Here is a 13,726-nt window from a genome sequence, read left to right as displayed (position 1 = left end):
GGGATTTCACGTGCTCGCTTTCCGTCGTATCGTCTCAAATACCTGCAACATGCGCCAGTCACGAACTGGCATGCTGCCAAGCCTGCTGAGCCGTGGCATCCTGGGCATCGGGACTCTATTGATGCCCACGCTGGCGGTGGCGAACCTGGGAACCGCCGGGCGGACCTTCCAACGCTCCGACCGTATCGTCAGCACCAGCGTCTTCCACTGGTTCGGCGCCAACGACGGACAACTCAGCGGCCCGTGGCGACCGATCGAAGGCCGCGAGAACTGGACCGGCGACGTGACATTCTGGCAGGGCCAGATCAAGCAGATGATGGCCGCCAACATCGACGTGCTATACGTCCATCTTTTCAATCACGTACACGAGCAGAAGCGGGTGAATCTGTTTAACGCATTGGGGCAGTTGCGGGCGCAGGGGTACGACGTGCCGAAGGTCGCGCCGTTTCTGGACCCGCCGCTCACGTGGTTTGATTCACGGATCGACGTCGCCACCGCCGCCGGCAAGCAAGCGTTTGCTGATCAGTATATCCGCTTCTACAACCAGTACTACAGCGTCAACACCGACAAACACGCTGACAGCTACATCGCCAGCATCGACGGCAAGCCACACCTGGTTACCTGGCATGTCTTTGCCAACCTGGACAACATCGGCTCACTGACGCGCAATGATCTGACCAGCCGCCTGGCCGCCGCCTTCGGCAACAAGCACCCGATGTTCAACAACGGCATCAACATGGTCACGACGGCACTGAACCCGCCGACGCTCGCCTTCGCCGACGAAAAGGTGCCGCTGTTCGAAATCAACCAGTACTATCGCGACGTCACGTACAACAACCTGCGATCGGCGCAGCTCAAGGCCGGGTACTGGGATCAGAACATCCGTAACCCCGGCGATCAACTCAAGCGCGACGGCGGGGTGCACTATCGCACGGCTTGGGAGCAGGCTGTGGCGGCGCGCGGCACGCTTCGCCGGGTCTACATCGAAAGCTGGAACGAATACGACGAAGGCTCCGGGATCTACGCCGCCAACCCCGGGCCGCCCTACATCGCTCCCGGCAGCGGCAACACCAACACCGATGTCTGGTCCGCCACCAACGACCCGTTCGAGTACATCAAAACCACCGCCGATGGCGCCAGACGCTTCAACGATGTCCCCGATCGCGACGCCCGAATCCTGTGGGATAACCTGCCCATCAAGATGCGCCCCGGCGAAACCCGCACCGTACAGGTGATCGTCCGCAACCAGGGCGACTTCAGTTGGACTGCCGCTCAGAACTACAAGTTCGGGCAGCAGGAGTTCCTCCCCGGCGAAACGATGTTCGGCCCGGGGCGTTATCTCCTGGACGATACCACCAACGAGATTCCGTTCTATGGCGGTATCTTCCGCGGTCGGCCAGTGACCTTCGACATCCAGATCACCGCGCCCCAGACCTTGGGAACATATCAAACCCACTGGGGCATGCTTCAGGAGCACGTCACCTGGTTCGGACAAGTGCTCCAGCAGACCATCACCGTCACCAACAACCCGTCATCCGACTGGAAATCGCTCGGCGGCGACTGGAACGATTCGGCCAACTGGTACAACGGCATCCCCAACGCCGTCGGCGCCGAGGCGGTGATCGCAGGTCTGCCCGGCCCGCCGCGCACCGTCTACACCGACGCCCCGATTGTGCTGGGCACCCTGAGGCTGGACAATCCCAGCACCTATGTCATCGCCGGCAGCGGCTCGCTCACTCTCCAGACCCCCGGCGGCACGCCGGCGCTGGTCGAAGTGACCCGCGGCGAGCACAAAGTCAATCTGCCCCTGACCATCGCCAGCAATACAACCCTCAGCGTCGCCACCGACACGGCACTGAAGATTTCCGATCCGGTCATCATCCTGCCGGGCAGGACCCTCAGCCAAAGCGGCAGCGGAATCGTCAGCTTCGAGTCCGTCGTCCGGGTGCTCGAATCGGCGCAGCTCAGCCTCTCAGGGCCGGGCAGGCTTCACATTCACCGCCTGTCGTTGGCGACGGACGCGCGGCTCGATTTGAACGACAGCATCGCCACCTTCGACATGGCTGCGGAACGCATCCGAACCTGTCTGGAGCAGGGCCGCATCACCAGCAGCCTCAGCGATGAGCGGCACAGGCTCGCCTACGCCGCCAGCGACTTGAATGAGCAGACGATCGTGGGTCTGGCTTGGGCGGGCGATGCGGATCTGAGCGGGCTGGTTGACTTTGCCGACCTGCAAATGCTGGCGGCCCATTGGCAATCCCCCAATGCCGTCTGGAGCGGCGGAGACTTCGACTACGATGGGCTGGTCGGCCCGGCGGACCTGACGTTGCTGGCAGGCAATTGGCGCGGCAGCGGCGATGCGTTCTACAGCGCGCTGGCTGAACTTGGGCTGCCTGCCGTTGCGTTGCCCGAGCCGGTCGCCGCTGTGGTTCTCAGCACGCTTGGATTGGGTCTGTTGATTCGAGGTCGGCAGTTGCGTGCCCGTGGTACCTTCATCTGCGCACCCGTAAGGAGGGATCGATGAACAGCAGGCGACGCTTCCTGGGCTCGTTTGGTGCCACCGCTTACGGGACCTGCGCCGTGTTCTGCGCGGCTTCTATCACCTGCGCCGGCACCACCACCGCCACCTTCGACACCGACCCCGGTTGGGAAGGCCGGCTCAATCGCACCGTCCCGGCCAACCCTCCGATCGTGACTCAGGATTTCGGCTTCAGCCCGACGAGCAACGCCGGCGGGGGCAGCGGCGAGCTTGGCGGGCTGGTCTCACGCTCCCTCACGCCCGCCTACTACGCCGTTCCCATCGCCACCCAGACCTTCGACAGCGTCCTGACCGCCAGCGGACGCCTCGCGATGCCCGTGCAGAACAACACCGGTGGCGCGTTCTTCGGATGGTTCAACTCGCTGCGACAGGGCTGGCGACCGTGGAACGCTCTGGTCTTCCGCCTCGACGGACGCGGACCATTCGCCAACGTTCACATCGATGTCACCAGCCAAACCTGGCAGGCTCAGGGTTTGAATGCCGGCAACCTTCCCACGCCCCTGACTGTCCCCTTCGACGGCAGCACGCACACCTGGTCGCTGTCGTACAACCCCGCCGGAAACGGCACCATCACCTTCACGCTCGATAACAAGCCCCCGGCCGTGCTGCCGCTCACGCCCGAACTCCGCGCCAGCGGCGCAAGCTTCAATCGCTTCGGGCTGTTCAATCTTCAAGCGCCCGCGGGGCAGATCCGGCTGTATCTCGATGACATCACTTACAACGGTGTCTCCCAGAACTTCAACACCTCCAACACCGGCTGGGAGCAACTCGGCAATCGCACGAGCTTCCCGGATCCAGAACAGCGCAATGCCTACAACTTCGGGTACAGCAACACGAATTACGCAGGCGGAGCAAGTCCGGGCGAGATTGGCGGCCTGGTCTGGCGCGCCGTGGCTCATCAGGAGCCCTACTACGCCGCTCCGGTCAGCGGGCTGTCCCTGGACACGCCGATGATCGCCTCGGGGAAGGTCGTCATGCGGCGCGGCTCTTCCGACGGCGGAATGTACTTCGGGTGGTTCAACAAGCACTCGATCGAGAACACCATCGACACGTCCAATCCCGCCATCGCCGACGTCGCCAACTTCATGGGCGTCGCCATCGAAGGCCCCAGCGCCGTTGGATGGTACTTCCGCCCCATCTACGCCAATAGCACCGCCCAGAAGCGCGACTCCGGCAACGGGCCGCTGATCTATCCCGACGATCAGGTTCGCCAGTTCACGATCCAATACAACCCCGGCGGCGCCGGCGGACGCGGATCCATGCTCGTCACCCTCGACGGCGTCACCAAACGGTTCGACCTGCCCGAAGGCGACCGCGCCGCCGGCGCCACCTTCGATCGCTTCGGAATCTTCTCCCTCTCGCCCGATGGACATGCCGTCACCGTCTACTTCGATGACCTCCTCTATACCAACACCGCGCCCCTTCACGAATGGATCAACGAGGCCGGCGGAAACTGGCAGACCGGCAGCAACTGGGCCGGCGGCGGGGCGCCCAACGCCGTCGGCGCCGAAGCCAACCTCCTCTGGACACTCGCCGCGCCACGCACCGTCTACACCGACACGCCGATCACGCTGGGGACGCTGCGGTTCGACAACACCAACAGCTACGTGCTGGGCGGCAGCGGCTCGCTGACCATGCAGGCATCAGGCGGATCCTCGGCGCTGGTGCAGGTCCTCAAGGGCACGCACAAGATCAACCTGCCGCTGACCGTGGCCAGCAACACGATCCTGGACGTGGCCAGCGGCGCGACGCTGAAGCTTTCAGACCCCGTGACGGTGCTGGCGGGAAAAAGCCTGAGCCAGTCGGGCGGCGGCAGCGTGGTGTATGAGTCGATCCTGCGGATTCTGGACGGATCGTCGCTGATGCTGGGCAGCGGCCAGGCGCGGATCGCGGAGCTGTGGCTGGGCGATGATGCGAGGCTGGACCTGGGCGACGGGGGCGTGGTGATCGGCGCGACGGATGTGAGCCAGGTTCGCCAGCACCTGCTGGCCGGGCGGATCCGAAGCAGCCTGGGCGATGAGCATCATCGTCCGGGGTATGCGTCGGCGGGTGCGGATCAGGTGCTGGTGCGATACGCCTGGGCGGGGGATGCGGACCTGAACGACGTGGTGGACTTTGCGGACCTTGAGGCGTTGGCGTTGCACTGGCAGCAGCCTGCGGGTCAGTTGTGGGCGGAGGGGGATTTTGACTATGACGGTGCGGTGACGGTGTCGGATCTGCGTCTGCTGGCGGGCAACTGGCCGGCGTCGCAGGCCGGGGCGTTTGCCGCGGCACTGGCGAGGCTGGGTCTGCCGGCGGTGGGTGTCCCCGAGCCGGCGTGCGTGTTGAGCGTGGCCTGCGCCGGTATGCTGCTATCCCGGCGAGCACGTCGCCGATGAAGGAATGAGTCTTTCTGGAAACTCAGCCGTGATGCAAGCTCCAACATTAATTGTTTTGAACGGAACCTGTCTGGACGTCGTGGATTCGCAGCGGGCATGGATCGAGTCGCTGGGCGTGAAGCTGCTGGCCGAGCCATGGTATCGCAATGCGGATGCGGCGCAGATCCGTGCGTTGTGTCAGCAGGCGGATGCAGTGATTCTACCCGCGAGCGTTCGCAGCGCGCCGCTGGAAGCGGACATGATCGCGGCGCCGCGGTTGAAGGTGTGCGCGATCGCCGCCAGCGGTTTTGAATGGCTCGATGTCGCCGCCGCCACAAGGCATGGCATCGTGGTGACCAATGCGCCCGGAGGCCAGGGCGCCGAGGTGGTTGCGGAGATTGCCTGGGGCCTGATGCTGGCGGCGGCGCGTCAGATTCCTCATCATCACATACTGCTGTCCCGCGGCGACATGACGCGCGGCATCGGTACGATGGTTTCGGGCAAAACGCTTGGGATCGTCGGGATCGGCGCCATCGGCAAGGAAGTGGCGCTGCGGGCCAGGGGCTGGCGAATGCGCGTCATCGCGCATGATCCGTGGGCCGACATGAACTTCGTGCACGAACATGGCATCGAGCTGGTGGATTTCCAGACGCTGCTGAAAGAATCGGACTTTGTCTCCCTGCATGTGCGGCTCAATGAGCAGACGCGCGGCATGATCGGGCGAGAGCAGATCGCCATGATGAAGCCCACCGCCTTCATCATCAATGCGGCCAGGAAGGAGCTGGTGGATGAGGCAGCGCTGGTCGAGGCGATTCTGGAGAAGCGACTTGGCGGGGCGGGGCTGGATGATCCTCCCGGCGAAGGGGGCAAGAAGCTGTTCGGTCTGCCCAACGTCGTGTTCACGACGCATCTGGGAAACCGTGCAGTCGAGGGGATGATCGCCGTGTTCCGTTCCGCAGTGGAATCCGCGGTGACAGCGCTGCGTGGGCAGCGTCCGAAATTCGTGGTCAATCCCGAGGTGTACCAGAGCAGCGCGCTGCGGTTGAAGCAGGCGCAGGTGTGGCAGGCCGGTTCCTGCCCACCTCAGGACGCCGCTGAGCCGAGCAAAGTGTAGAACCGCAAGGCGCAATGAGCGACAGACAGATGGCAGGAGACACCTGAAGCGATGCGAGCGCTGGACAGCACGACGCTGCGGGGGTTGTGGTCGGCGATCCCGACGCCGTGGGACCGCTCCAGCGGCAGGCTCGATGCCGCCGTGCTGGAGCGCAACTGCCTGCGTCTGGCGGAATCGGGGGCCGTGGATGGGATCTACACGACCGACAGCGATGGAGAGTTTTATGCCATCGAGCTGGACGAATTCCGCGCGCTGGCCCGTGCATTTGGCAAGGCGATGGAAGCATGCGCGCGTCACGGCATCGACGCCGCCATGGGCGTGACCTGGTGCAACACACGTGGCATCATCGATCGTATCAAGGCCAGCCTCGAGGCGGGAATACCCAACGTTCACGTGGCGTTTCCGTTTTTCATGCCGCTGGCGGCGGGGGATGTGGATCGATTCTTCGAGGATCTGGCGCAGCAGGCGCCACAAGCCCGCTGGATCCATTACGCGCATCCGCGCTGTCTGCCGGCGCTGAGCGGTCAGGACTATGCCCGCCTGAGCAGACGTTTTCCCGAGCAGTTCATCGGCAGCAAACTTGGCACAACCGACACCACCGCGTTGACGGAAATCGTGCTGCACAGTCCGCACCTTGCCCACTTTGTCGTGGACACGACGATCCTGCCCGGGATGATGCTCGGAGCGGTCGGAGTTTACAGCTACTGGTGCAACACGCTGCCCCGGTGGCATCGAGGATACTTTGATGCGTGTCTGTCCGGTCGGTGGGATGAAGCGCGACGCCGACACCTGAAACTGATGCGATGGGAGCTGGAGCAGATCGGCAAGGTCCGTGCGGCCGGGCACCTGCACGGCATCATTGGCAAGGCCCGGGCGGCACTGAGCGGGTTTTTGGTAGACTCTGGCCTTACCCGAGCACCTTATTATCCTGTATCGGACGCCCTTCAGGCCGAGCTTCGTCGAGCCTTCCGGGACTACTGGGCGGACGAATTGGTTGCCGAGGGTTCAGGCAGCAGCCAGGTTCTGGAGTTCGGGGTTCAGCAGACATGAGTCCGACGACGTGGCGTCGCCAGCGGTCGGATGCGTCCTGCGGATCCCGCGGCTGCGAAGCAAACCCGGAAGCCTGAGCCTTCTGTTTTCGCTGCGAGGTGTCAACGAATGAAGATCACAGATATCGAGTGCATTCCTGTCCAGGCGCCTGGACGGACGCTGGTACCGGTGTTGGTTCACACGGATGAGGGAATCAGCGGGGTCGGCGAAGGCGGACTCCAGCGGCGATGGAAAGCCATTCAGGGCGCCATCGAACACATGAAGCGATGGCTCATCGGACAGGATCCGATGCGCATCGAGTATCTGTGGCAGCGAATGTTTCGCGGGGGATTCTATCCGGCCGACCGGCTGATCGGCTCGGCCATCGCGGCGATTGACATCGCCCTGTGGGACATCAAGGGCAAGGCGCTGGGCGTGCCGGTGTATCAGTTGCTCGGCGGGCGATGCCGCGATTACGTTCAGTGCTTCCTCTCGCCCACCTATCGCAGCAACAAGACCGAGCCCAATCGCGACGAGGTGGACATGTTCCGCCGCGCATTGGGCGGGTCGGTGGAGGACTCGTGCGAGGCGATGGTCAAGCTGGCCAAGGAGTGCATTGCCGACGGACACAAGTATTTCCGCATCGGACCGGCATCGGACGGTAATATATTTCGCTCGCGCGCGTCGATCCGCAGGCTCATCGCGCAACTTCGCGCGGTACGGCAGGCCGTGGGGGATCAGATCGAGCTGATGGTGGACATCCATGCGCGTTTCACACCTGATGAGGCGGCGTGGTTCCTGCGGGAGGTCGAGCCGCTCGGGATGTTCGTGGTCGAAGACCCCGTCCGCGCCGAACACATGCACGCCTATCGCAACATCCGTCAGCTCAGCGCCGTTCCGATCGCCGCGGGCGAACAGTGGGCCAACAAGTGGGAGTTCCGTCAGGTCATTGAGGAAGAGCTGGTGGACTACGTGCGAACCGACCTGTGCATCTGCGGCGGGCTGACCGAGGCCAAAAAGATTGCCGCCATGGCCGAGACTCACTTCATCAGAGTGTTGCCGCACAATCCGCTGGGGCCTGTGTGCACGGCGGCGTCGCTGCACCTGAACCTGGCGTGCGACAACGCCGGCCCCCAGGAGATCATCCACCCACCGGCACAAATGCTCCCGGACGTGTTCGAGTGCGCCTTTGAGCTTCAGGGCACGCGACTGACCGTGCCCACCGCGCCGGGCATCGGTGTGACTTTCCACCGCGAGGCGGCGCTGAAGTATCCGGCGGAAATGACCGAGCCGCCCCACCTGCATCGCGAGGACGGCAGTTTCACCAACTGCTGATCCCAAAAGCTGATCGCAACCGCGGCTGATTGTAAATCGGCGCGCTGGCAGCGCGCTGGCGCGAGACCGACGTGCCTGAAGCGTGAGATGAGTCAGTCATGTTCGTGCATCAGCGCATCCCGCGGCACGTCGATGCCCAGCACGACCGCCGGACGCGCATGCTCGCTGGCCCGGCCGCTCAGGCGGATGTTGCGGGTTTGCCGACCGCGAAGATCCAGGAAAACGCCCCCGCTGGTCACGCTGTTCAGTCCGTGAATCAGCACCTCCTGGCCATCCTTCAGCGACAGCACCGGACCGCGCCGGGGCGTGATTTTCAGGTCCACCAGATCCAGCCGGCTGGCCGCGGCGCACTGCAGGCCTTCTTCGGCGGCGATGGCGATGTTCTCCAGACGAATGTCCTGGAAGGGAGCATCGGGCAGGCCGATCATTCGCACGGCGGTTCTTGCCTCCTGGCAGGCGATGTTGCGAATGTGGATGTGCCGGAAGAGCGGCGCCTTGCCGTCGGGGCGGGCAAACGAGGGGTATTCCGTGGTCATCTGGATCGCCTCGCCAGCGATCCTGCCCATCGTGATGTCCTGAATGTAGATGTTTTCCACGACCCCGCCGCGGCCACGCGCCGCCTTCATCCGGATGCCCACCGCCGGCCCGTCGTAGTGGCAGTCGTGCACGAAGACGTTGCGCACCCCGCCGGACATCTCGCTGCCGATGGCGATGCCCCCTTGTCCGCCGGTGGCGCGGATTCGGCGAATGATCACGTTCTCCGTCGGCTTGCCGACTCGCCATCCGTCCTCGTTCATCCCGCTCTTCAGCGCCACGCAGTCATCGCCGGTGTTCAGCTCGCAATCCTCGATGATCACGTTGCGGCTGGAGTCGATGTCAATCCCGTCGTTGTTCGGGCCGTCGGGCGCGTTGATCCGCACGCGGCGGATGGTCACGTTCTGGCAGTAGGCCACGTGCACTGTCCAGAATGGCCCGCCCTGGCCAATCGTAAAGTCCTCCATCAGCACATTGGTGCAGTTGATGGGCAGGATGAACTGCGGTCGCAGCGGGTGTTGCTCACAGGCGAAAACGCGCTGCTCGACCGGAAGACCTTCAAGGATCATCTGGTACAGCCGGGCCCGCGAGCGTTGCTCAAGCTTCTCCCAGCCCCACCACGGATGGCCCTGGCCCAGCAGGGTGCCGCCGCCGGTGATGGCGATGTTCGTGCAATCGCGGGCGTAGATCAGTGGCGAGTAGTTGTAGCATTCGCTGCCGCTCCAGCGTACGAAGACGGGTGGCAGGTAGCGTTGCGGATCACTGATGAATCGCACCACCGCGCCCGGCGACACATGCAGATCGATGTTGCTGCGCAGATGGATAGGGCCGGTAAGCCAGTGTCCCGGCGGGATCAGCACGCGTCCGCCGCCGGCCTGGGCACAGCTCGCAATGGCGTGCGCGATGGCGGCAGTGCAGTCGTGCTGGCCGCCCTCGATCGCGCCATGCTCGACGATGCTCACGACGCGTGCGGGAAAGACCGGCACGACGATTTGGGGCATGGCGAATGGCGGGGTACGGTTGGGCGCCTGCGGCAGGGACGGCATCGCCTCTGTGATCGATGGGGCGGAATCCTGCGCCGGCAGACTGCGGAACACCGTGCCGGCGCGCGACCTGGCCCGCGGCGGTTGCCGCGCGGATGTCATGCCGGTCCCGGCGACCCCGGCCGCCTTGTCGTTGCCGACCCGCTTCATCGTCGGTTAACTCTATCCTGCCCCGGACGCGCCCCCGACTCCACTTTTGCGTAAAACTTTTACGATCCGGCGCAGCGAACCGCCCTCGGCAGCAAAAAGGGGTCGGGAGTCTTTTCCGGCTGGCGGAAAAGACTCCCGACCCCCTTATTCCAATGACGGTGTGCCCGCAGTTCATCCCGCCGGCACCCGGCCGGCTCTTCCGGCCTGACGCCAGGCGCCGGGCGTCATCTTCACCACTCGATGAAAAAGCCCGGCAAGATACTGCGCAGTCGAGAAGCCGGTGATCTCGGCGATCCGCTCCAGCTTGTAATCCGTCGTCACCAGCAACTCCTTGACGCGCTCGAGCTGAACGCGGCGAATCTCCATGTGCGGCGGACGACCTACCGCAGCACGAAATCGCTTCTCGAACGCCCGTCGAGACAGCGCCACCTGCTCCAGCACATCCTCTACTCGGAGGCCGGAACAGGCATTCTCGCGAATGTAGCGGACGGCCTTGGCGATCTCCGGATCCTCGATCGCCAGCAGATCCGTGGATTGGCGCGTCTTGACCCCCAGCGGATCGACCACAACATCGGCATAGACCTTTTTGCCGGCCATGAGCCGATCGAGCATGGCGGCGGCCTCGTAGCCGATCCGCCGCGCGTTGTGCATCACGCTGGACAGCGGGGGATTGGCCATTTCGCAGATCAGCTCGTCGTCGTTGACACCCAGCACGGCGATCTCCTCGGGGACGTGGATTCCGACGAGCCGACAGGCATCTAGCACCTCGCGGGCACGCAGGTCGTGCGCCGCCAGCAGCGCCACGGGCTTCTTCAGCTTCAGCAGCCAGTCAGCCAGGTGCTCCAGGTGCAGCCGCGCGCCTTCCAGTTCGTACGCCGGCTCATACACGGCGCAGGTGTATCCGGCGCCCTCGGTGAGCGTGCGAAACAACTCGCCGGTCGGGGGCCACTTGCGTTCCGCAGGGGTCCCGCAATAGGCAAATCGCGTGAAGCCGCGTTCGCGGAAGTGGTTCATCGCCAGCTCGGCGACGGCGTCCTGATTGGGCCGGACCGCCGGAAAGCCCCCGGCGCCCGGCGGTCCGGACAGCGAGACGACCGGCACATTTCTCTCGGCCAGTTGCCGAAGCAGGACCGGATCCTGATGAGGCTGGGCGATGATTCCGTCACCATCCCAGATGTCTTTGCCGGGCACCTCGCGGATGGGCAGTTCGGTGGGCAGATGGAACAGCCACGGTCCGTAGACTCGTGCGTAGTCTCCGATGCCGCGAAGCACATTTCGCCCGAACGAGCGCGAGGTCTCGATCAGCAGCGCGACATTGGGGATTCGATGGCGGGAGCGCCTGGCCATAGGGGACACGAGCCTCCGGCAGGCGTGGAGGATACCATCGTGCGCGATTTCGTAAAAGAGTTACCGTAGAGCGGGCGGACGACCCGCCGCAAAATATCGCCGCTGGTGCACGACCTGTCTGTTCTACGCCCATCTACAGGGCGTGCTCCTGCCGGTCGCTGCGCAGTCGGATCATCTTCATGTCCAGATTGTGCACTGTCTTGATATACCGCACGGTCTGGTTCTTGGCGCGCATGAGGATGCTGTAGGTGATCACATGGGTATCCTCGTAGCGGATGCCCTTCAGCAAGGTCGAGTCGCTGATTCCCGTGGCGGCGAAAAGAATGCGATTGCCCTTGGCCAGATCGTCGGCGGTGTAGACGCGATTGAGGTCGGCGTCGGTCAGGCCCGAGTCCTTCAGGGCCTTTCGTTCCGCGTCATCGCGTGGCCACATCTGCGCCAAAATCTCCCCGCCCAGGCACTTGATCCCCGCCGCCGCAAGGACCGCCTCGGGGCTTCCGCCCGTGCCCATGTACACGTCCACGCCGCTGCCCGGCAGGCTTGGCGCGATCGCGCCGGCGATGTCGCCGTCGCTGATCAGCCGAATCGCGGCGCCGGCACGGCGGATGTCGTGAATCAGCCGCTCGTGCCGTGGTCGGTCCAGCACCACCACCGTCAGGTCCTGAACCCGCTTGCCCAGCTTCAGCGCGATGATCTCCAGATTGTCCTGGACCGTGTTGTCCAGACGAATACGCCCCGGTCCGTGCTTGACCTTCGGGCCGAAGCTGATCTTGTTCATGTAGAAACTGGGAATGTCCGCCAAAAGCTTGTTCGGATCATCTTCCGGATTCTCGCAGGTGGCGGCGGCAATCACGCTGATGGCCCCCGGCAGGCCCTTGCTCACGATCGTCGTGCCGTCGATCGGATCCACCGCAATGGCCATCCTGATCGATCCGGGACACCAGGTTCCCAGTTTCTCTCCCTTGAAGATGCCGGGTGCCTGGTCCTTGGCTCCCTCGCCAATCGTGACCGTCCCGGAAATCGCGACCGTATCGAACAAACCGCGAATCGCGTCGCAGGCGGCAAAGTCGGCCGACTCCTTGTCCCCCTTGCCCATCCACTTGTATGCGTTCAGCGCCGCCGCTTCGGTGGCCCGGATAAACTCCAGCCCGACCAGCCGCTCCTGATCGATGCTGTAAGCCGCCGCCGTGTACCGCACATCGTCCTGGACGGCGGACGTCGCGGGGGATTCGTTCAATTGAGCGACGCGACCAGCCGGTTGAACGGCCCCAGTCTCCTTCTTCTGCTGCGAATCATTGTGACCAGCCATGCGGACCTCCTCCGCGTGCGGGTGTTGTGTCGATGCGATGTGATCCCGCACTCCCAGCACAATACCCTGTGGATCGCCCTGTTGCCAACGGAAAACCGCCCGTAGGCGACCGGAGCAGCAGCCTTTTGCGGGCCTGATAAAATGGAGCGATCGTGTCCGGCGACGGTGACATTCGCGTGGGGTGCTGCGGAATGCAGATGGCAAGGTCCGCTTATTTCCGGATCTTCACCCTCACTGAAGTTCAGCAGACGTTCTACCATCCCCCGCAAACGCAGACGCTTGAACGATGGCGTCGCGAAGCGCCGGCAAACTTCGAGTTCACGCTCAAGGCCTGGCAGTTAATCACGCACCCTCCGAGCAGTCCCACATACCGCCGACTGCGCCGACCGATTCCGCCGGCGCAACGCCGATACTACGGAGCCTTTCAACCGACGCCGCAGGTGTTGGTGGCGTGGCGGACGACGCTGCAGGCGGCACGGGCGCTGGCGGCACGCATCATCGTGTTCCAGTCTCCCGCATCTTTCACCCCCGTCGAGCAGAACATCTCCAACCTCCGCGCATTTTTCACTGCCATCAAACCGCAGCGAGCCGATCTGATCTGCGGCTGGGAGCCCCGGGGTGACTGGCCAGGGGATCTTGTGGCGCGCCTGGTGCGTGAGCTGAATCTGATCTGGATCGTGGACCCGTTCGTGACTGCCCCGCCGACCGATCAGCCACTTGGCTATTTCCGCCTGCACGGCAAGCCCGGCACGAACTACCGTTACAGCTACAGCGACGCGGAGCTGCGGCAGTTGCTGCTCTGGTGCCGCAGGCTGCATTCGCGGCCGACGTACGTGCTGTTCAACAACACCGCCATGGTCAGCGACGCCCAACGCTTCCTGCGCCTGATTTAAGGGGTCGGGAGTCTTTTCCGGCAACCACGTTCGTAGTCGCCATCCGTTTCCCCTGCCGCCATCGCCGAGAATCATC

9 protein-coding genes are annotated in these 13,726 nt (G+C 64.0%); 6 read left to right on the top strand and 3 right to left on the bottom strand.

Annotation, left to right across the window (positions count from 1 at the left end):
- Positions 1-49 precede the first annotated feature (49 nt).
- The 5 genes from ACQS5P_RS13605 (at position 50) to ACQS5P_RS13585 (ending at position 8,374) form a co-directional block, all read left to right on the top strand.
- Positions 50-2,524 (top strand): NBR1-Ig-like domain-containing protein, encoded by a 2,475-nt coding sequence (locus ACQS5P_RS13605; protein WP_428937163.1) that lies wholly within the window; start codon positions 50-52, stop codon positions 2,522-2,524.
- The gene (locus ACQS5P_RS13600) at positions 2,521-4,917 is read left to right on the top strand and encodes a hypothetical protein (protein WP_428937162.1); all 2,397 of its coding nucleotides are present in this window, start codon (positions 2,521-2,523) and stop codon (positions 4,915-4,917) included. Before ACQS5P_RS13605 ends, ACQS5P_RS13600 begins: the two co-directional genes overlap by 4 nt.
- Positions 4,918-4,948: 31 nt before the next feature.
- A complete protein-coding gene (locus ACQS5P_RS13595) occupies positions 4,949-6,010 on the top strand; it encodes an NAD(P)-dependent oxidoreductase (protein WP_428937161.1) in 1,062 nt (353 codons plus the stop codon).
- A gap of 51 nt (positions 6,011-6,061) precedes the next feature.
- Positions 6,062-7,060 (top strand): dihydrodipicolinate synthase family protein, encoded by a 999-nt coding sequence (locus tag ACQS5P_RS13590; protein ID WP_428937160.1) that lies wholly within the window; start codon positions 6,062-6,064, stop codon positions 7,058-7,060.
- 108 nt (positions 7,061-7,168) lie between these two features.
- Positions 7,169-8,374: a mandelate racemase/muconate lactonizing enzyme family protein gene (locus ACQS5P_RS13585; protein ID WP_428937159.1), complete on the top strand. Its 1,206-nt coding sequence runs from the start codon at positions 7,169-7,171 to the stop codon at positions 8,372-8,374.
- Positions 8,375-8,466: 92 nt separating this feature from the next.
- Here the strand turns inward: ACQS5P_RS13585 and ACQS5P_RS13580 are convergent, their stop codons facing one another.
- The 3 genes from ACQS5P_RS13580 to glpX form a co-directional block, all read right to left on the bottom strand.
- Positions 8,467-10,101, bottom strand: a complete 1,635-nt coding sequence (locus ACQS5P_RS13580) for a glycoside hydrolase family 28 protein (RefSeq protein ID WP_428937158.1) — start codon at positions 10,099-10,101, stop codon at positions 8,467-8,469.
- A 171-nt stretch (positions 10,102-10,272) separates the two neighbouring features.
- Positions 10,273-11,448, bottom strand: coding sequence for a substrate-binding domain-containing protein (locus ACQS5P_RS13575; protein ID WP_428937157.1), 1,176 nt, complete (start codon positions 11,446-11,448; stop codon positions 10,273-10,275).
- 133 nt (positions 11,449-11,581) lie between these two features.
- Complete coding sequence (glpX, locus tag ACQS5P_RS13570) at positions 11,582-12,757, bottom strand: class II fructose-bisphosphatase (protein ID WP_428937156.1); 1,176 nt, start codon at positions 12,755-12,757, stop codon at positions 11,582-11,584.
- Between the two features lie 152 nt (positions 12,758-12,909).
- Here glpX and ACQS5P_RS13565 point away from each other — a divergent pair, with 152 nt between their 5' ends.
- The gene (locus ACQS5P_RS13565) at positions 12,910-13,650 is read left to right on the top strand and encodes a DUF72 domain-containing protein (RefSeq protein WP_428937155.1); all 741 of its coding nucleotides are present in this window, start codon (positions 12,910-12,912) and stop codon (positions 13,648-13,650) included.
- Positions 13,651-13,726 lie beyond the last annotated feature (76 nt).

The sequence above is a fragment of the Fontivita pretiosa genome, assembly GCF_050410795.1.
Classification (GTDB): Bacteria; Planctomycetota; Phycisphaerae; order Tepidisphaerales; family Tepidisphaeraceae; genus Fontivita; species Fontivita pretiosa.
The sequence above is the reverse complement of the archived record's forward strand: the minus strand, read 5'-3'. Positions and strand labels throughout refer to the sequence as shown.